At 65.4% G+C, this 17,122-nt stretch carries 22 protein-coding genes; 3 read left to right on the forward strand and 19 right to left on the reverse strand.

Annotation, left to right across the window (positions count from 1 at the left end):
• Positions 1-7 precede the first annotated feature (7 nt).
• The 15 genes from JFU57_RS18825 to JFU57_RS18895 all read right to left on the reverse strand — a co-directional run bounded on the left by JFU57_RS18825 (position 8) and on the right by JFU57_RS18895 (position 8,451).
• Positions 8-358, reverse strand: coding sequence for a hypothetical protein (locus JFU57_RS18825; protein ID WP_201130364.1), 351 nt, complete (start codon positions 356-358; stop codon positions 8-10).
• A gap of 62 nt (positions 359-420) precedes the next feature.
• Positions 421-867 carry an SMI1/KNR4 family protein gene (locus JFU57_RS18830; RefSeq protein WP_201130365.1) on the reverse strand — a complete coding sequence of 149 codons (447 nt, stop codon included), beginning with the start codon at positions 865-867 and terminating at the stop codon, positions 421-423.
• Complete coding sequence (locus tag JFU57_RS18835) at positions 864-1,241, reverse strand: hypothetical protein (RefSeq protein WP_078473709.1); 378 nt, start codon at positions 1,239-1,241, stop codon at positions 864-866. Before JFU57_RS18835 ends, JFU57_RS18830 begins: the two co-directional genes overlap by 4 nt.
• A complete protein-coding gene (locus tag JFU57_RS18840; RefSeq protein WP_201130366.1) occupies positions 1,238-1,603 on the reverse strand; it encodes a hypothetical protein in 366 nt (121 codons plus the stop codon). Before JFU57_RS18840 ends, JFU57_RS18835 begins: the two co-directional genes overlap by 4 nt.
• Positions 1,604-1,614: 11 nt before the next feature.
• Entirely contained in the window at positions 1,615-2,055 is a 441-nt protein-coding gene (locus JFU57_RS18845; protein ID WP_201130367.1) for a hypothetical protein, read from the reverse strand.
• 145 nt (positions 2,056-2,200) lie between these two features.
• Positions 2,201-2,500, reverse strand: a complete 300-nt coding sequence (locus tag JFU57_RS18850; protein ID WP_201130368.1) for a DUF3349 domain-containing protein — start codon at positions 2,498-2,500, stop codon at positions 2,201-2,203.
• A gap of 28 nt (positions 2,501-2,528) precedes the next feature.
• Positions 2,529-2,867 (reverse strand): DUF7668 domain-containing protein, encoded by a 339-nt coding sequence (locus JFU57_RS18855; RefSeq protein ID WP_201130369.1) that lies wholly within the window; start codon positions 2,865-2,867, stop codon positions 2,529-2,531.
• A gap of 154 nt (positions 2,868-3,021) precedes the next feature.
• Positions 3,022-3,312 carry an addiction module antidote protein gene (locus JFU57_RS18860; RefSeq protein WP_078473704.1) on the reverse strand — a complete coding sequence of 97 codons (291 nt, stop codon included), beginning with the start codon at positions 3,310-3,312 and terminating at the stop codon, positions 3,022-3,024.
• A 1-nt stretch (position 3,313) separates the two neighbouring features.
• Entirely contained in the window at positions 3,314-3,607 is a 294-nt protein-coding gene (locus tag JFU57_RS18865) for a type II toxin-antitoxin system RelE/ParE family toxin (RefSeq protein WP_201130370.1), read from the reverse strand.
• Between the two features lie 172 nt (positions 3,608-3,779).
• Positions 3,780-4,196, reverse strand: coding sequence for a GlcG/HbpS family heme-binding protein (locus JFU57_RS18870; RefSeq protein WP_201130371.1), 417 nt, complete (start codon positions 4,194-4,196; stop codon positions 3,780-3,782).
• Positions 4,197-4,325: 129 nt separating this feature from the next.
• On the reverse strand, positions 4,326-5,108 hold the full coding sequence (locus JFU57_RS18875) for an ABC transporter substrate-binding protein (protein WP_078473701.1): 783 nt from the start codon (positions 5,106-5,108) through the stop codon (positions 4,326-4,328).
• A 150-nt stretch (positions 5,109-5,258) separates the two neighbouring features.
• The gene (locus tag JFU57_RS18880; RefSeq protein ID WP_201130372.1) at positions 5,259-5,612 is read right to left on the reverse strand and encodes a RidA family protein; all 354 of its coding nucleotides are present in this window, start codon (positions 5,610-5,612) and stop codon (positions 5,259-5,261) included.
• Positions 5,609-7,015, reverse strand: coding sequence for an FAD/NAD(P)-dependent oxidoreductase (locus tag JFU57_RS18885; protein ID WP_201130373.1), 1,407 nt, complete (start codon positions 7,013-7,015; stop codon positions 5,609-5,611). Before JFU57_RS18885 ends, JFU57_RS18880 begins: the two co-directional genes overlap by 4 nt.
• Positions 7,005-7,337 carry a (2Fe-2S)-binding protein gene (locus JFU57_RS18890; protein ID WP_201130374.1) on the reverse strand — a complete coding sequence of 111 codons (333 nt, stop codon included), beginning with the start codon at positions 7,335-7,337 and terminating at the stop codon, positions 7,005-7,007. The genes JFU57_RS18885 and JFU57_RS18890 overlap by 11 nt, the downstream gene beginning before the upstream one ends.
• A complete protein-coding gene (locus tag JFU57_RS18895) occupies positions 7,327-8,451 on the reverse strand; it encodes an NAD(P)/FAD-dependent oxidoreductase (protein WP_201130375.1) in 1,125 nt (374 codons plus the stop codon). Before JFU57_RS18895 ends, JFU57_RS18890 begins: the two co-directional genes overlap by 11 nt.
• Positions 8,452-8,608: 157 nt before the next feature.
• On the opposite strand from JFU57_RS18895, the gene JFU57_RS18900 reads away from it, so the two are divergent.
• Positions 8,609-9,517 (forward strand): LysR substrate-binding domain-containing protein, encoded by a 909-nt coding sequence (locus JFU57_RS18900; RefSeq protein ID WP_201130376.1) that lies wholly within the window; start codon positions 8,609-8,611, stop codon positions 9,515-9,517.
• A gap of 117 nt (positions 9,518-9,634) precedes the next feature.
• A complete protein-coding gene (locus tag JFU57_RS18905) occupies positions 9,635-10,312 on the forward strand; it encodes an SMI1/KNR4 family protein (RefSeq protein WP_201130377.1) in 678 nt (225 codons plus the stop codon).
• A 68-nt stretch (positions 10,313-10,380) separates the two neighbouring features.
• Here the strand turns inward: JFU57_RS18905 and hglS are convergent, their stop codons facing one another.
• From hglS to JFU57_RS18920, 3 genes are all read right to left on the reverse strand, one after another.
• A complete protein-coding gene (gene hglS / locus JFU57_RS18910; RefSeq protein WP_201130378.1) occupies positions 10,381-11,775 on the reverse strand; it encodes a 2-oxoadipate dioxygenase/decarboxylase HglS in 1,395 nt (464 codons plus the stop codon).
• A gap of 179 nt (positions 11,776-11,954) precedes the next feature.
• Entirely contained in the window at positions 11,955-12,896 is a 942-nt protein-coding gene (locus JFU57_RS18915; RefSeq protein WP_201130380.1) for an alpha/beta fold hydrolase, read from the reverse strand.
• 25 nt (positions 12,897-12,921) lie between these two features.
• On the reverse strand, positions 12,922-14,376 hold the full coding sequence (locus JFU57_RS18920) for a flavin-containing monooxygenase (protein ID WP_201130382.1): 1,455 nt from the start codon (positions 14,374-14,376) through the stop codon (positions 12,922-12,924).
• 203 nt (positions 14,377-14,579) lie between these two features.
• On the opposite strand from JFU57_RS18920, the gene JFU57_RS18925 reads away from it, so the two are divergent.
• On the forward strand, positions 14,580-15,665 hold the full coding sequence (locus tag JFU57_RS18925; RefSeq protein ID WP_078473691.1) for a diguanylate cyclase: 1,086 nt from the start codon (positions 14,580-14,582) through the stop codon (positions 15,663-15,665).
• A gap of 94 nt (positions 15,666-15,759) precedes the next feature.
• On the opposite strand, the gene JFU57_RS18930 is transcribed toward JFU57_RS18925, so the two are convergent.
• Positions 15,760-17,109 (reverse strand): APC family permease, encoded by a 1,350-nt coding sequence (locus tag JFU57_RS18930; protein ID WP_201130384.1) that lies wholly within the window; start codon positions 17,107-17,109, stop codon positions 15,760-15,762.
• Between the last annotated feature and the right edge of the window lie 13 nt (positions 17,110-17,122).

Below are 17,122 nucleotides of genomic sequence, written 5' to 3' on the forward strand. Positions count from 1 at the left end.
CTGCGATTCATGAGTACTGGCCCTCGCAACTGTCCAGCAGGTTGCCCAGGCATTCCTCGTCGAGGGTGATGTTGTCCAGTTGCTGCGGGTCCAGATCGCTCCAGTCTTGTTCGGCGCTGATTTCATGGATGGTCAGGGGGATTTCCCGGGCCTGGAAAAACGCCAGGATCGCACGCAACGTGGCCGCTTGTTGCACATGCTCGTTGCTGTAGACCTGCCCGTCGTAGAAGAACCCGGTTGCGCCCGCCGCCAGTTTGGCGCTGGCCATGGACAGTGGCAGGCCCAGGCGTTGGTGAAGGAACTTGGTGGCTTCGAGGTTTTTCAGCGGCAGGGTTGAGGCAATTCTGATTCTGGACATGGTCTGGTTCGCTGAGCCCGTAGTAGAAAGTGGGAAGTGCCGGGTGTGGACGCTCGATGGCGTCACAGTCGCAGGTTCACGTAGTCCTGGAAAAACAGCGAGAAGCTCGGGTTGAGCACGCGCTCGATCTTGCGCTGGAACAGGCTGTAACTCAGCACCCGGCCCTGGCCCTGGTCGCTGCAATCCACGGCCCAGCAGACTTCGTCGTCACGCAGGTAGATGACGGCCAGGTGTTCGGGCAAGCCGAATTCGCTGCGGCAATAGGTGGTGGCGTAGAGCAGGCTGCCGCCATTGCAGAGTGTCGCGTCGTTGTCTTCAATGCCGGCGATTTCCGATTGCACCACGCCTCCGCCGCCGCAGGTCAGCAGGAACGCCACCAGGTCGGCAGGCAGTTGCAGTTTCAGCAGGCCTTGCAGGCGGTGTATCTGCTCCGCGCTGGCGGGGCCGAACCAGAAGGTTTCCTCGTCGCTGGCGTCCAGGGCGTCGATCAGGGGCTGATAGTCAGTCATGGTTGTGCGCTCGATGGAGGGCCTGGTTGCGGTTGCGGTGCCCGGTCGTACCGACAGTCGTCGGCGATGATGCTCAGCACCGGGCGGCCGCTCCAGGCGCAGATAAAACTGTAGCTGTCAGGGGCCGATGACAACTCCCCCGGCTCCACCTGGGCCAGCAATTGCGACAGAGGAGCGCGGCTCAATTCGGCTATCTCCGTGCCTTCGGCGCCGAGGCTCTGGTAGGCCACCAGCCCGGTGAAGGACAGCACCCAGGGCTGTTGCTGCCAATCGATAAACTCGACGCGCAACAGCCCCGGGCTGCTGCCGAGGTGTTGGATGCTGCCGTCGGCGACACAGAACGGGGTGTCCGGGCCTGGTGTTGACGGGGTCACAGTGCAACACCCTGCAACGTGACATCGCGCGCGACCAGTTCGACCCACCCGGTGCGAGCCTCCGGGTTCGGTGCCAGGGAAATCAGCACAATCGAGCCGCCAACGTTGAGGGCCCCGGTGCCGTCGGCCTCGATGGCGATCAGCTCGGCGCGCAGGTGCAGGGCATCATCCTGGACGCGCAGCTGGCAGTCGTGGTGGGTACTGGGTTTGAGGTTTTCCCCCCAGTGGAATGCATCGTCGAGGTCGAGCTCGACCTCCAGCCAGGCGTCGAGCGCCGGCCGCGGCCCTGACCAGTTGGCCTGGCCCGTGCCGTGGGCGCTGAGGAAGCTGACCCGGGCCGGGTTCGAAGGCTTGCATTGCAACAGACGAACCTTCATTGGCGCGGTTTTACCGCATCGAAGGTTTCACCGGTTACCGTCAGCACATCGCCGTTGAGCTCGGAGGTGAACAGGTTGTTGATCACCAGTTCCAGGCAGCCCTCATTGTAGGGAAACAGATGCTCCAGCAATTCCTGCCACAGGTACTCGCGGATCAGCCAGGCCGCCACGTCTGGCCAGCGCTCGGCCAGGGTCTGTAGGTCCGGGTAGCCCAGAACCTGTATTTCGGAGATGTCGACGGTGCCGTATTGCTGGTCATCGATCGGGCATTCGGCGATGAAAATATCGGCCAGGGCAAAGAACGCCGGGCGCAATTCATCCAGGGTCACGCTGAAGCTGAAGGCCTTGGTAGGGCGGTCGACTTTCTGCGAAAAACCCGGCTCGCGTTGAGTGATTATCCGTGGGTCGACCACGTTGCCTGCGGATAGGACGATCATGCCGTTCCCTGTTGATGTGAATGAACGCTTCCTTGTGCCAGCGACCCGGGCAGAAGGGGCGCTGCCGGGGGATTTTTACACAGTAAGTGCTTGCCGATCAGCTGCTTATTTTTCCGGGGGCGGTTTTTGTTCGGGCCCTGGCTGTTCAGTGCCCATCGGGCCGCTCGCCATGGCTCTGCTCGGCGCTGTAAAGGCTGCTGAGTCCCAGGGCTTCGAGGTGCTGCTGCACCCGCTTCACGTTTGCGGCATCGGGTTTGTCGGTGCCGTGGACGCGGTAAATATCGTTGAGCACCCGATCCGGATCCCTGGCACTGAGCGTGGCGATCAGTTCGGCCAGATTGCGGTCGGAAAAGTGTTCGTAGAGCAACGCCAGCAAGGGCCGGTAGTCCGCGTCGGGCAGTCCCTGCGGGTAGGCGATCTGCAGCATCTTCAAGCTGGTTGGCATGGGGCAGGTCCTCACCTGGAGCGATGGTTCAAAGCACGTGCAGGTCAAGCATCTGCAGCTGTGGGCGGTCGCCTTCGAACAGCACTTGCAGCGACAGGGTCAGGTCGCTCAAACCTTCCTCGGCGGTCCACAGCGGTACGTCCAGGTGCAGGCCCGACCCATCCTGATAGGCGTAGCGCTCGATGCTGTCGATAAAGGCGGGGGGCGGAGCCACCAGCGTGGCGCCGTACTCGTGCAGGCACAGTTGCACGTCGTCCTGACGCAGCCGGCCGAGCCAGCCTTCGGCGCAAAGGGTGGTGTAGTCCGCTGTCACCAGTGCATTGACCAGCTCGCGGATTTGCTGTTGCAGAGGGGGATCGACGTCCATTGTCCAGGGCCTTTCAAGTGAGGGCGAAGCCTGTCGCGGTGCGGTGCTTTTTACAAGCCGGCGCACTGGTTTTTTTGCGACCTGCCGGGGTTGTTCGCCGCGATGCCTGCGCCAGGGCGACAGGCTGCCGGGTGTTCAGGGCCGCCTGCCGGCTTCAGCCGTGGGTCACTTGGGTACGCAGTTGAATTCCCAGGGCGCGCATGACCTTGACCACGGTGTCGAAGCGCGGCTTGGCGCCGGGGGCGAAGGTTTTATAGAGGCTGGCGCGGCCCAGGCCCGAGTCGCGGGAAACCTGGGCCATGCCCCGTGCACGGGCGACGTGGCCCAGGGCGCGCAGCAGTTCATCGGTGTCGCCGTCGGCCAGGACCTGGGACAGGTACTCGCTGATGGCCTCGTCGCTGTCGAGCAGGGTTGCCATGTCGAAGGGAACAAGTGTGCCAGCCATATTAAAACTCCTTTGCCAGGGCGCGGGCCTTGTGGATGTCGGCTGCCTGGGTCGCCTTGTCGCCACCGTGCAGCAGAATGATCAGCCAGGTGCCACGCCGAATGAAATAAATGCGGTAGCCGGCGCCGATATCGACGCGCATTTCACCGAGTTCGCCGCCCAGCGCCTTGACGTCGCCGAGGTTGCCCGCCGCCGCGCGCTCGAGGCGCCGTGCGATGGCGATCCTGGCCCGCAGATCGCGAAGTGAGGCATGCCAGCGCGCAAAACCGGGCGTCTGCTGGAGCGTGTAATCCATGGCTGAGTGTATCCATATAGAGACAAAAAACAATGCCGTCATGAAGCCATCCGACTGGCGGCTCACAACGAATGCCTGGCTATAAGGTAAGCAGCGAAGGGTGCGGGGAGGGCGGCATTTTTCGTATCGGAATGTTCAGTGCAAACCCCGGCCAGAGCCAGGGGCGCGAGCTTCAGCCTTGCACGGCGTCCAGCGCGGCGACAGCCAGGCGCGCCAGTTCCGCGTCCTGCTCGGGCCTGACGCCGGAAACGCCAATCGCGCCGATGCATTGCCCCAGGTGCAGGATCGGCACCCCGCCTTCAAGCATGCCTTGCAGCAGCGGTGCGCTGAGAAATGCCTGGCGACCGCCGTTGATCATCTGTTCATAGGCCCCGCTGTCGCGGCGGCCGAGGGCGGCGGTGCGGGCTTTTTCCGTGGCGATGTAGGCGCTGATGGGCGCCGCGTCGTCGAGCCGCAGCAGGCCCAGGGGATGGCCACCGTCATCGACCACGGCAATGCTCACGGCCCAGCCGCGTTCACGGGCGGCGTGCTCGGCTGCAAGTAGCATCTGGGTGACGTCGGGCTGGGACAGGACCGGTTTGTTGCGCATGCTGTTTCCTCTATCGAGCGCCACTGGCCAGGCGCGTGTCACGCGCCCGGCCAGCTTCGTGGGGGTTAGGTCTGGCACGTTCACCGTTGCCGGCTAGCGGGCCGCAACGGCGTCCGCCAGGGGGAGGGCTTACTCGCCGTAGATATCGAAGTTGAAGTACTTCTTGCGGATCTGCTCATAGCTGCCGTCGGCCCGTATCGCCGCCAGGGCCTGGTTCAGTTCGGCGCTCAGCGGGTCGTTCTTGCGCACCGCGATGCCGATGCCAGTGCCGAAGTACTGCGGGTCGGTGAAGCTGGGCCCGACAAAGTGATAGTCGCCGCCTTCGGGCCGTTTGAGCAGGCCTTCTTCGACGGCCACCGAACTGGCCAGGGTGGCGTCGACGCGGCCGGCCAGCAGGTCGAGGTAGATTTCGTTCTGCGAGCCGTAGCGCACGATCTGTGCACCGGCCGGCTCGAAGGTGGCCGAGGCGTAGCGGTCGAAGTTGGTGGCGCGCTGCACGCCGATGCGCTTGCCGGCCAGGGACGCTGGAATGGCCTCGATGCCGTTGCCCTTGCGGGTCACCAGCTTGGCCGGGATGCGGTAGTAGCGGTCGCTGAAGTCCACCGATTTGAGGCGCTCGGGGGTGATCGACACCGAAGAAATCGCCGCGTCGATCTTGCGCACCTTGAGCGCCGGGATCAGGCCGTCGAATTCCAGTTCCTGCCACTGGCAGGTGACCTGCATCTTGGCGCACAGGGCCTGGCCGATGTCGTAGTCGAAACCTTCCAGGCGGTTGTCGCTGGTCTTGTAGGCAAACGGCGGGTAAGCCGCCTCGATGCCCACGCGCAGGGTTTTCTCGGCGGCCTGGGTGCTGGCGCCGAAACTGGCGAGGCTGGCCAGGCCAAGGACGGTGAGGGTTTTTTTCAGGTTCATACAAAGCTCCGGATGCGTGTTGTTGTACATCGGGCACTCGCCAATGCAAGGCGCCCGTTATCGGCAGTCGCAATGAGAACGCAGGGTCGGGCGGCTCGCAGGTGGCTGCCCTGACCGGTTGCCCGCGTGTGCGGGCGGCTTGCCTGAGCCTCAGACGGCGCCGGTGACGATCAGCTCGAGGCGGATCTCGGCGTCGTCGAAAGCCACCTGGGCCGTGGCTCGGGCCGGGGTTTGCGTGGGGTCGACCCAGGCGCTCCACAGCGCATTCATGGCGTCGAAATCGGCGGTCATGTCTTTCATCCAGATCTGCACACTGAGCAGGCGGCTCTTGTCAGTGCCGGCCTCGGCCAGCAACTGGTCGACACGCTCCAGCACCTGGCGGGTCTGGCCCTGGATGTCCTGGCTGCAATCGGCGGCGACGATGCCGCTGAGCCAGGCCACCTGGTTGTGCACCACCACGCGGCTTAGCCGTGGGTTGCTTTGGATACGCTGGATAGAGGTCATGGGTGCTCCTGGGAACGGTCGAGGCAGGCTTCACCTGCGAGTTGGGTGAGGGTGATGGGTTTGAGTGGCGGGCGGATGCGGTAGTAGCCGACGGCGGCCGGGGAAACCTGGCGCCGCTCGGCGATCACTTCGCTGACGCTGAGCCCGCACAGGCGGCCCTGGCAGGGGCCCATGCCGCAGCGGCCGAAAGCCTTGGCCTGGTTCGGCCCGAGGCAGCCCAGGTCGACGTAGTGGCGCAAGTCGCCGGCGCTGACTTCTTCGCAGCGGCAGACGATGACGTCGTCGGCGGGGATGCGGTTCTGCTGCTGTGGGCGGTACAGGGCGTCGATCAGCGGACGGGCCGCCAGGTGCCGGGCCAGGGCGCGGCGCAGCGCTGGCAGTTGGGCATCGATCTGCGCGGCAGCATGGGGCTGCAACTGACGGGCGATTCCCAGGGCCGCTATCCGCCCCTGTTCCCGCGCGGCCAGGGCGCCGCCGATGGCCGCGGCATCGCCGGCGATAAACACGCCGGGCTGACTGGTTTCTCCAAACGGGTCGCGGTGCACGGTCCAGCACAGTTGTTGTTCGTCCCACTGGTGCTTCAGGCGCAGCGACCAACTGATCTGGGTGTTGGGCACCACGCCCTGATGCAACAGGATCAATTGCGCCGGGAGCCGATGTTCATCCCCGCCGCAGCGAAAGCGCAGGGCCCGGGCCTGGTCTTGACCCTCGATCAGCAAGTCGCGCGCGCCCCGGAAATGGCGGATCCCGGCACGCCGCAGTTGCCTCAGCAGGCCCAGGCCCTTGCGCAGTTCGCGCCAGCCGCCGAGGGCCGCCGGGATCTGGCGCCAGGCGCGCAGCAGGTCGGCGTGGCTGCTGGTGTCCACCAGGGCCGCGACCTGGACCCCGGCCCGCAGGTATTGCGCCGCCAGCAGGTACAGCAGCGGGCCGCAGCCGGCCAGCAGCACCGGCACCGCCGGCAGCAGCGCAGCGCCCTTGAGCAGGATCTGCCCAGCGCCGGCGTTCATCACCCCGGGCAGGGTCCAGCCGGGAATCGGCAGGGCGCGTTCGTAGGCCCCGCAGGCAATCAGCAGGCGCCGTGGGTGGAGGGTTCGCGCCTGGCCCAGGTGCAGAAAATGCACTTGCTGTTGCGGGCTAACCAGCCACACCGAGGCCTGGGGGATATAGCGCGCGCCGCAGGCCAGGAAGCGCTCGACCAGGGCCAGCCCGGCCTGGTAGTCGGCACCCAGCACGGCCAGACGCTGAGGGTCGGCGAGGCGCACATCACGGTAGATCTGCCCGCCGGGGCTGGCCTGTTCGTCGAGCACCGTCACGCTCAAGCCCAGGCCGCAGGCCTCGATAGCAGCCGCCATGCCGGCGGGGCCGGCGCCGATGATCAGCAGGTCCACAGGTTCAGGATTCATCGTCGGCCCCCTCGGTAGTCGACACTGCACGCACCCCGTGCTGGCTGCGCACACGCATGCCTTCGCGCACCGGCAGCAGGCAGGCCTGGCAACTGGCTTGGCCGTCGACCTCCACCAGGCACTCAAAGCACACCCCCATCATGCAAAACGGCGCCCGCGGGCTGGCACTGACCACGCTGCTGCGGGTGCTGCGCACGCCACTGGCGAGCAGCGCCGCTGCCAGGGAAACACCGGCCAGCACCCGCAGGGGTTGGCCGTCGAATTCGATGGTCAGGGTCGGGTTGCTGGCGGACATGGGTTGAAACAGGCGATCAGCCGGCATGCTGCACCTCGCTGGCAGATTGAAAGCGCGCCAGGCCAAAAGGCTGCACGTCGGGAAGTTGGCCCTGGCCGCTGAGCCACGGCGCCAGCAACAGGGCGTGGGCCGCGGCCAGGGTGACGCCGCTGTGGCAACTGGCGACAAACACCTGCGGGCACTCGGGCAGCGTCTGGTAAATCGGCAGGCCATCCGGGCTCAGGACCCGCAGCGCACCCCAGGCCCGAACCAGGCGCACATCGGCCAGCAAGGGGAAGCAGCGCACGCCGCGCTGGGCGATGTCGGCCATCACCTCGGCGCTGCCCCGGTCGTCGTAGCCCACGGCTTCCATGGAGTCGCCGAGCTGCACCGTGCCTTCGTCGGTCTGGCGCACATAGGTGGTGGGGTAGTGCAAAAAAGGCGCGAGGCGCTCGGTGACCAGGATCTGCCCGCGATTGGGCTGCACCGGTACATCGGCGCCGAGCAGGGCGCCCAGCGAACGGTTGCCCAGGCCGGCGGCCAGCACCAGTTGCCCGGCCTGCCAGCGCTGGTCGCCAGCGCGCACTTCAAGGCCATCACCGACCTGGCGGATGGCGTCGACCCGATGGCCGTTGTCGATCTGCACCCCATGGCGGCGGCAGCCGGCATACAGCGCTCGCAGCAATTTCAGCGGGTTGACCTGGCCATCCATCGGCGAATAGCAGGCCCCGACCACATCCGGACCGACGCCGGGCAGGCGCTTGCGCAGCTCGCCCGGGCTCAGCAGTTCAAAGGGGTAGTCGCCGTCCAGGGCTTGCTGCAGCCAGGCCAGACGCTGGCTTTCCTCGGCCATTTCCGCCTCGGACAGGCACAGCTGGAACCCCCCGGCCTGTTGCAGGCAGACATCCACGCCGCTGTCCTCGCGCAGGTACGCCGCCAGTTGCGGCCACAGCGCCACGGACTGCCGGGTCCACTGGGCATAGGCGCTTTTGCGATAGCCCTTGCCCTGCACCCACAGCAGGCCGAAGTTGCCACGGGCCGCGCGCAGGGCACTGTCGCCCTCGTCCAGCACGCGCACCTGGCGCCCGCTGCGGGCCATGCCGTAGGCGATCGCCAGGCCCACGAGGCCGCCGCCGATTATCAGTGCATCAGGTTTTTGCATGGGTGGGTCCAGTTCCAGGCCGGTCAGGCGTTATCCCGATAAATAGGGTGGAGGCTGAGGCGGTTGAGGCATGGCTAGGATGCTAGGGGGCTGATGCAGCGATGAAAAATGCTTTATTTTGCGCAGATCATGTCTTTTTGTTATGGGGTGCGGTGGGATGAATTTGCGTCAGCTGGAAGCCTTTCGTGCGGTGATTCTCGGCCAGACCGTGACCCGCGCCGCCGAGATGCTGCATATCTCCCAGCCCGCCGCGACGCGCTTGATCAGCGCGCTGGAGGAAGACATCGGCTTTGCCCTGTTCGAGCGTCTCAAGGGGCGCCTGCAGCCGACGCCCGAGGCGCTGGTGCTGTATGAGGAGGTGCAGCGCTCATTACTCGGCGTTGAGCGTATTGCCCGCACCGCCCAGGAAATTCGCACCCTCAAGCGCGGCTCGTTGCAGATCGCCTGCGCCCCGGCCATGGGCCTGGGATTCATGCCGCGGGCCATCACCGCCTTCCAGCGTGAACACCCCGAGGTGCAGATCAGCCTGGTGGTGCACTCCTCGCGCGAGGTGGTCGACCTGGTGGTCGGCGGGCGCTGCGACCTGGGGGTGATCGTCGAGCCCAACACCTACCCCAGCCCGCGCGCGGAGAAACTGCTGAAATCGCGCATGCTCTGCGCCTTGCCGGCGGGGCATCGCCTGGAGCCGCAGGCGCTGATCGTGCCCGAGGACCTGGAGGGCGAGGCGTTTGTTTCCTACCCCCATGCCATCGCCTCGCGCCAGCACGTCGACGCGATCTTTGCCGCCCATGGCGTGCAGCGCCACTTGCGCCTGGAAACCCAGCTGTCGCTGCCCATGTGCCTGTTTGTCGAAGAGGGCGCCGGGGTGGCGCTGGTGGATGCCATCAGCGCCCTGGAATACCGCGGGCAGGGCGTGGTCTTCCGTGCCTTCGCGCCGGCCATCGAAATGGACTTCAGCCTGCTGCTGCCGCCCCAGGCGCCTCTGTCCCGATTGCAGGAGCGCTTTGTCGAGCACATGCGCGAGTTCGTCGCGACCCAGGTGCCGTCGGCGTATCGGGTGCAGTAGGGATCCGGGCGCGGCGAATTTCGCTGCCCAGGGTTCAACCGGCGCTGGCACATGCCCTAAGATGCGTCGGACTTTTTGCGCGGATGACCCCGCCGAACTTTGCAGAAGTGAATGCACATGAGCGATTTTGAACGGCTGGCCGAGACCGCAGGTATAGCCTTGCCAGCGGAGCTGCAGTGGCTGCTGGCCGAGGGACGGACCCGCTACGGCAATAGCCGTGAGGACTGGAGCAAGGGGTGGCGTGAGTACACCCTGTCGGCACAACCGGCGCTGTCCTGCGCCTACGACTTCGAGTGGATCGACGGGCAACAGGCCGGCGACGTTATCGAAGAATGGCTCAACCCGGCCTACCAGGACGGGCGGCGGTTCTTGCCGTTTGCCCAGTCCGGTGCCGGCGACGCGTACTGCCTGACCCCCCTGCAAGACGGGCAGGTCGGCGTCGCCCTGGTCTGGCATGACCGAGAGTCCAGCGAAGTGGAAAACCTGTCGTTTGCCGGGTTCGCCTACCGATTGCTGGTGGAGTCTGCCCAGGATATCGAGCATCTGCTTGACGACGACTGGGCGTTCGACGATGCCAGGCACTGCGTGATCGCCAACTTGCAGCTTATGGAAAACTGCCTGCCGGAGCCCTTCAAGGCCGGGCTCAAGCAACTGGTGGCGCAGGTGCAGCAAGCCCATGCAAACCCGCACGCGTTGATCACGGCAGAACAGGCGCGGGTTGCGCTGGCGGTTGTGCCCGAGCCTGTCGCGGAGCGGTTTTCAGTGACCGCCAGATGGGAGTGCGGGCAGGGTTGAAGCGGCGCTGAGGTCAGGATCCACCGACAACGTCAGCGCCATGGCGGTGGATCACGCGGCGCCTGTATTCACACCCCGGGCAGGCCCAAGGCACTCGCACACTGCTCCAGCGAGCGCTGCTGGGTCTGGGCGTAGAGCTGCAATTCATCGATGGTCGGCCGGCCCAGGGCCTGTTCGAAGGCCTGCTGGTTGGACTGGCCGGCATAGTGACTTTGTGCATCGTCGCCGAGGTTGGACTGGAAGATCCCGGCGGCGCTGACCGGTAGGAAGTCTTCATACACCAGAGGTTCGAAGCGCACGTGCCCGGCGGCAATCAGTGCGGCCAGGGTGGTGGGCCGCTGGGCCTGTTCGCGTGCGGCCAGGCCCTGTTCGGTGGCGAAATAGCGGAAGTACGCCAGGTCCTCTTCGCGCATGGCGTCGTGGCTGTCGGGGAAGGCTTCGAAGTGGTCGCGCATCAGGGCGTCGTAGCGATCGGCGTTGGACTCGTTGGGGAAGGCATTGAGCTGGTCGCGGGCGGCATTCAGCAGGCGGTCGTACAGGGCGCGGCCTTTGGGGGTGAGGGCCGCACCGCGTTGTTCGATTTCGCCGAAGCGTGCGCTGTGGCTGCCCTGGCTCTGTTCCTGGTCGGTGAAGGCCACGGTTTCCTCCAGGGCCTTGAAGCTGGTCTGGCGCAGCAGGATCGGGCAGTCCCGCCGTGGCGGGCCTTCGATCACGGCCTTGGGGGTGATGCCGTGGGCGGGCATCAGGCGTTGCACCTGGTCGATGTCCAGGGTGCGTGGGGTCAGGTGGTTGATGTGCGGACCCTTGAACGCCACCACGTCGGCGATCAGCCGATGCTGGGCGCTCAGTTGCTGATACTGCGCGGCGGTGACGGTGGCGCTGTGGTGCCAGCGGAAGGTTTCCAGGGCCTGCTCGACGAACGCCTCGGCATCCGCCTGGTTCAGCCCGCCATCCGCTTCGCACTGGGCGATCAGGCTCAGGGCCCGGGCGGTGAAGATCGAGCGCCGGGCCAGGACCGATTCGGCAAAGGTGCGCAGTTCGGGGTTCTCGATCAGTTCCAGGCGCAGCAGTGAGGTGAAGACCCGGAACGGGCTGATGTGCAGCGCCGTTTCATGCACCGCGCGAAAGGCCGTGGAGTGCACCGGGACCCCGGCCGGGGTCAGGTCGTAATAGCCCACCGGCTGCATGCCCATGACCGCGAACAGGCGGCTCAGGGTCGCCAGTTCGGTCGAGGTGCCGACGCGGATGGCGCCGTGGCGCTCCAGGTCCAGGCGTTCGATTTCACCGGTCTGGCGCAGGTGCCGGGCCAGGTCGGGATGCTGTTCCAGGGTCTGGGCGTTGACCTCGGCCACCAGTTCCATCAGCGCGCCATACAGCGGCACTTCATCGCGGTACATGTCCGACATCGCCCGCGAAAAGCGTTGGCGGATCAGGTCAGGGCTGACGAAGCTCTGGTTGCTCATAAACAGGATTCCCGGTGCAGTGACATCAAGGGTGGAGTGGGGCCGATTCTGTTCGGCGTCGGGGGCGCTGACAAACGAAGTTTCCTCTGAACTTCATTCTGCAAATGAATGCACTGCCGTTCGGGCGCCGCGCGTCGGGCGCCGTGCCCGGGCGTCGCTGGCAAAGTGGGCACGAGCGTTCAGCGGCTATTGCGCAGGGCTGCCTGTTGCAGGAACTGGCGGTACAGCCGGGCGCTGCGGTTAGGGCGCTCGACCATGGGCATATGGCCGATGCCTTGCCAGATCTCCACCTGCAACTGGGGGATGCCCCGGGCCCAGATCAGCGCGCTGCTGGCATGCAGCAGCCGGTCCTCGCGGCCCCAGAGCAGCAGGGTCGGGGCCTGTATTGAGCCCAGCAGGGGTTCCATGGGCGCACTGCCATGGAAGTCGTCGAAGATTTTCGCCAGCTGCGGGCGCCGCTGCCGGTAGCGTTCGGCGATGGCCGCCAGGACCACCTCCGGCACCCAGGGCGGATCGGCCATGGTCATGCCGTAGAAGGTGTCGAAGTCGGCGCGGGTGTCGATCAGGAACGGATTGCGGCCCACCGCCAGCATGCGCTCCAGGTCGCTGGGCTCGGGCGCGCTGACGCCGGCGGGGTCGAACAGGGTCAGTGACGCTACCCGCTCCGGGCTGGTGGCCGCCAGCCACGCCGCGATATAGCCGCCCATGGAGTTGCCGACCAGGTGCACCCGCGCCTCCTGGCAGGCGTCGAGCAATTGCAGCAGGCGTCGGCCCTGGGCCGGGATGCTGTAGTCCTGGCTGGCGTCGAAGCCGGTGGCGCCGTGGCCGCCCAGGTCCGGGATCAGCACCCGGCAGTCGTTGCTGAAGTGCCGGGCAAAACGCAGCCAGATGCTTTTGTCGGCGCTGTAGCCGTGCAGCAGCAACAGGGTCTGGCTGGCGGTGGTCGGGCCGCCCATGTAAGTCGCCAGGGTCATGCCATCGATGGCCACCGGGTGTTTTTTCAACCGGTAGAGCCGGGCCTCCAGCGCGCTGCTGGCGTCATACAGCCAATGGCCGATGCGCGGGTAGGTGCGATAGCACCAGAACAGGCCAAGGGCGAGCAGGGCGATAATCACGAACATCGGGTGGCTCCTGTGCGGGCACGGGTCAGGACAGTTGATGGTCCACGGGCTTGAGGCCCCGGGTCAGCCAGTGGTAGCTGAAGCTGAAGCCGGGAAACAGCGCCGTCACATGCCCGCTGCTGCTGCGGTACCAGCTCTGGCAACCACCGGATTGCCACACCGTGCGCTGCATCTCGCGGTGGATCATCGCGGTGTAGCGCGCCTCCGCTTCCGGGCGAGCTTCAATGGCCTGCAAGCCCTGGGTCTTGAGGGCCCGGATGCAGCTGAGAATGTAGCGGGTCTGGGATTCGATGATGAACAGCAGCGAGGTGTGGCCGATCCCGGTGTTGGGGCCGCAGAGGATAAACAGGTTGGGGAACCCCGGCACACAGGTGCCCAGGTAGGCGCGCGGGTAGGGCGCCCAGGCATCGCGCAACAACTGGCGGTCCTTGCCGCGCACCGGGTAGGCGATCATGCCGTCGGTGGTGTCGAAGCCGGTGCACCAGATGATCAGGTCCAGCTCCAGGTGCTGGCCGTCTCGGGTGTTGATGCCGCTGGCGTCGAGGCTCTGGATGCCTTGCTCGCGCCCGTGCAGGCTGACGTTGGCTCGCCCCAGCGCCGGGTACAGGGTGTTGGACAGGATCACCCGCTTGCAGCCGATGCTGTAGTCCGGCGTCAGTTGGCGGCGCAGTTGCGGGTCGGGCACCTGGCGTTTGAGCAGGCGCAGGGCCTGGCGCTGCACCAGGGTCATTGCCGGCCGTGAATACTTGAAGGCGATGATCCGGCTTTCCAGCTGCCAATAGATCAACCAGCGCAGCAGGGTGTAGGCCGGCTTGAACCCCAGCAGGCGCCGTTCTAAGGCACTGAAGTGCCGGTCAGGGCGCGGCAGCACCCAGTGCGCACTGCGCTGGAACACATGTAACTGGGCGACATCGGCGGCAATTGCCGGGATGATCTGCGCCGCGCTGGCGCCACTGCCGACAATCGCCACGCGCTTGCCACGGTAGTCGTAGTGGTGGTCCCACTGGTTGCTGTGGAACTGGTGGCCGGTGAAGTCGGCGAGGCCCTGGAGGGGCGGAATCAGGGGTTGGCTCAAGGGCCCCGAGGCGTTGATCACGAACTGCGCCTGGAATCGACCGCGGGCCTGGGTCTGGACGATCCAGCGTTGCTGCGCCGAGTCCCAGTCCATGGCCTCGACCTCGGCCCCGAGCAGCACCTTGTCCTGCAAGCCTTGCTGGTGCAGCAGATGCTGGGTATAGCGCTGCAATTCGTCCTGGGTGGCGTACATCTGGCTCCACCGGTAAGGCGCGAACGACAGGGAGTACAGAGGCGAGGGCACATCGACCGCGGCGCCGGGGTAGGTGTTCTGGCACCAGGTGCCGCCAGGGAAGTTGCGGCGCTCCAGCAGCAGGAAGTCATCTATTCCCGCCTTGAGCAGATTGACCGCTGCACACTGTCCGCCAAAACCGCTGCCGATGATCAGTACCTGATAGCTGTGCATGCGCCTCCTCCGGGGTACTTGGCAAGCGGGCGCAGAGTAATGTTATGTGCCCACCGTCAGTTATAGCCAAATATTCCCGCAATGCCGGGCCAGGGCGCTGTAAACAGGGGAGAAGGGGTAATGGCTATTTGACTCTTCGCTGGTAGACTGCTCGGCAGTCCCAGTAGCCTCATCGACCCTCGTACTGCTTGCACGGAGGAGCCTTGGCCCCTACGCCACATACACCAGGGAAGGGACTTTCATTGGCCAGGAGGCTATACAAGTCGCGGATCCTGGGTCTGGCCCTGGGCTTCTTCTGCGTCGCCGCAGCCATGCAACCGCTGCAGCCCCCGGCCTGGCTCTGGGGCTTCATGCTGTTCAACGCCTTTGCCTGGCCGCACCTGGCGTACCAGTGGGCGCGCCGGTCACGGGTGCCGTTTCGCGGCGAACACCGCAATTTGCTGGTGGACTCGTTCCTCGGCGGGTTCTGGGTCGGCGCCATGCATTTCAATCCGCTGCCGACCACGACCACCCTGGCGATGATGGCGATGAACAATATCGCCATTGGCGGTGTGCGTTTCTTTCTCGCCGGGAGCCTGGCCCAGGCCCTGGGGATCGGCGTCTCGCTGCTGCTGTTCAGCCCGTTGTTCATCGCCGAAACCAGCCAACTGCAAGTCTATGCCTGCCTGCCGATGCTGACGTTGTACCCGCTGGCCCTGGGGTATATCTGCTACCAGCAGGCGTGCGTGCTGGCCGGGCACAAGCGCGAGCTGTTGGCCCTGAGCCGCACCGACAGCTTGTCCGGGCTACTTAACCATGGCGCCTGGAAGGATCAGCTGGAGGTTGAGTTCCAACGCTGCCGACGCCAGCAGCAGGGTGGGGCCATTGCCCTGATCGACATTGATCACTTCAAGGTCATCAACGACACCTACGGCCATGTGGCCGGCGATATCGTGCTGCGCCAACTGAGCAAGATCCTGCGCCAGAACCTGCGGGTCAGCGATCAGATCGGCCGTTATGGCGGTGATGAGTTTTGCGTGATCCTGCCGGACGTGCCCCTGGAGCAGGCGGCCCAGTTGATGGAAGGCCTGCGTACCCGCTTCGGTGCCCTGGGCTACGAGCAGAACCCGGCGCTGCAAGTCAGCCTGAGCATTGGCCTCGCGGCGTTTGATCCGGAGTACAGCGACGCGGTCAACTGGCTGGACGACGCCGACCAGGCGCTGTACGAAGCCAAGACCACCGGCCGCAACAAAGTCAGCTGCCGACCGGGAGACGTGCCGTCGCGGGTGCTGCTCAATTCCTTGCATTGACCCCACCTGTAGCCGCTGCCGAGCCTGGCGGCAGCGGTTACAGGTGCGCCGGTTCCTATCGATTGATAGGACCCGCGCAACCTCGCGCTAGCGGTTACAAAGGTTCCTGGATTTTATAGGGTTCGCCGTTGCCCAGTTTGTTCAGCAGGAACAGGTACACCACGCCGACGACTATCCAGATGGCGCCCAGTTTCTGTGCCTCGATCCCCATGTTGAACAGGATCGCGCAGACGATCAGCAGGCCGATGGCCGGGCACACCAGGTGGCGGATCACCTGGCCGGACTTGAGCCGGCGCCAGTAGTAGTTGATCACTGTCAGGTGCAGCAGGATAAACCCGCTCAAGGCGCCAAAGTTGACCAGTGAGGTCAGGGTGTCCACCGAGTCGATGAACAGGTAGCAGATCAGCAGCGACAGCACGGCCACCAGGTAGATGCTGATATGGGGCGTGTTGTGTTTGCGATGGACCCGGGCCAGGACCTTGGGCAGCTTGCCGTCGCGGGCCATGCCGAACAGCAGGCGCGACACCGCGGCTTGCGAGGTGATCGCCACCGCCACGCCCCAGGCCAGGGCCGTGGCCACCCCGGTCAGGGTCGCCAGCCAGCTGCCGGCGGCGATCTCGGCGATCTCGTAGAAGGCGGTGTCGGTGGACTTGAAGCCCATGCCGGCCGCTAGGTCGGTGGCGATCCAGGTTTGCACGACAAAGATCAGCCCCATCACCACCAGGGTGATCAACGCCGCCCGGCCGACGCTGCGCCCGGGGTCGCCCTTGACCTCTTCGGCCAGGGTCGAGATCGCGTCAAAACCCAGGAACGACAGCACCGCGATCGACACCCCCTGCATCAACATGCCGAAGTGGAAACCTTGCGGGTTGTACAGCGGCGCCAGGGTCAGTTGACCGTTGCCGGCGCCCCCGTGCAGGGCCGTCCAGGCGTAGAACAGGAAGATTCCCAGCACCACCAGTTGCGCCAGCAGAAACACGATGTTCATCCGCGCGGTAAAGGTGATACCGCGCAGGTTGACGAAGGTGGCACTGACCAGGAACGCGAGGATAAACCCGACCTTGGGGATGTCCGGGTACAGGTGGTTCAGCGCCATGGCCGCGTAGACGTACAGCAGCGGCGGGATCAGCAGGTAATCCAGGAGCATCAGCCAGCCGGCGATAAAGCCGACATGGGGGTTGAGGCCGCGCTGGGCGTAGGAATAGACCGAGCCGGCGATGGGAAAGGCCCGGGCCATGCAGCCGTAGCTGAGGGCGGTGAAGACCATCGCCACCATGCCGATGATGTACGCCAGGGGCACCATGCCCGGGGCTTCCTGGTTGACGTAGCCATAGACCCCGAACGGCGCGATGGGGATCATGAAAATCATCCCGTAGACCACCAGGTCCCTGAGGGTCAGTCCGCGTTTGAGTTCCTGTTTGTAGCCGAATTGTTCAATCTCCATGACACAGTGCTCC

The organism is Pseudomonas sp. TH07 (assembly GCF_016651285.1).
In the GTDB taxonomy this organism is placed as follows: domain Bacteria; phylum Pseudomonadota; class Gammaproteobacteria; order Pseudomonadales; family Pseudomonadaceae; genus Aquipseudomonas.

Coding starts and splice junctions, on each gene's coding strand:
- hglS (WP_201130378.1), bottom strand. CDS start 11,775: ATGAGCAACCAGAGCTTCGTCAGCCCTGACCTGATCCGCCAACGCTTT.
- JFU57_RS18895 (WP_201130375.1), bottom strand. CDS start 8,451: ATGCAAAAACCTGATGCACTGATAATCGGCGGCGGCCTCGTGGGCCTG.
- JFU57_RS18860 (WP_078473704.1), bottom strand. CDS start 3,312: ATGGCTGGCACACTTGTTCCCTTCGACATGGCAACCCTGCTCGACAGC.
- JFU57_RS18905 (WP_201130377.1), top strand. CDS start 9,635: ATGAGCGATTTTGAACGGCTGGCCGAGACCGCAGGTATAGCCTTGCCA.
- JFU57_RS18870 (WP_201130371.1), bottom strand. CDS start 4,196: ATGCGCAACAAACCGGTCCTGTCCCAGCCCGACGTCACCCAGATGCTA.
- JFU57_RS18845 (WP_201130367.1), bottom strand. CDS start 2,055: ATGATCGTCCTATCCGCAGGCAACGTGGTCGACCCACGGATAATCACT.
- JFU57_RS18880 (WP_201130372.1), bottom strand. CDS start 5,612: ATGACCTCTATCCAGCGTATCCAAAGCAACCCACGGCTAAGCCGCGTG.
- JFU57_RS18850 (WP_201130368.1), bottom strand. CDS start 2,500: ATGCCAACCAGCTTGAAGATGCTGCAGATCGCCTACCCGCAGGGACTG.
- JFU57_RS18855 (WP_201130369.1), bottom strand. CDS start 2,867: ATGGACGTCGATCCCCCTCTGCAACAGCAAATCCGCGAGCTGGTCAAT.
- JFU57_RS18885 (WP_201130373.1), bottom strand. CDS start 7,015: ATGAATCCTGAACCTGTGGACCTGCTGATCATCGGCGCCGGCCCCGCC.
- JFU57_RS18915 (WP_201130380.1), bottom strand. CDS start 12,896: ATGTTCGTGATTATCGCCCTGCTCGCCCTTGGCCTGTTCTGGTGCTAT.
- JFU57_RS18865 (WP_201130370.1), bottom strand. CDS start 3,607: ATGGATTACACGCTCCAGCAGACGCCCGGTTTTGCGCGCTGGCATGCC.
- JFU57_RS18930 (WP_201130384.1), bottom strand. CDS start 17,109: ATGGAGATTGAACAATTCGGCTACAAACAGGAACTCAAACGCGGACTG.
- JFU57_RS18920 (WP_201130382.1), bottom strand. CDS start 14,376: ATGCACAGCTATCAGGTACTGATCATCGGCAGCGGTTTTGGCGGACAG.
- JFU57_RS18890 (WP_201130374.1), bottom strand. CDS start 7,337: ATGCCGGCTGATCGCCTGTTTCAACCCATGTCCGCCAGCAACCCGACC.
- JFU57_RS18875 (WP_078473701.1), bottom strand. CDS start 5,108: ATGAACCTGAAAAAAACCCTCACCGTCCTTGGCCTGGCCAGCCTCGCC.
- JFU57_RS18830 (WP_201130365.1), bottom strand. CDS start 867: ATGACTGACTATCAGCCCCTGATCGACGCCCTGGACGCCAGCGACGAG.
- JFU57_RS18900 (WP_201130376.1), top strand. CDS start 8,609: ATGAATTTGCGTCAGCTGGAAGCCTTTCGTGCGGTGATTCTCGGCCAG.
- JFU57_RS18825 (WP_201130364.1), bottom strand. CDS start 358: ATGTCCAGAATCAGAATTGCCTCAACCCTGCCGCTGAAAAACCTCGAA.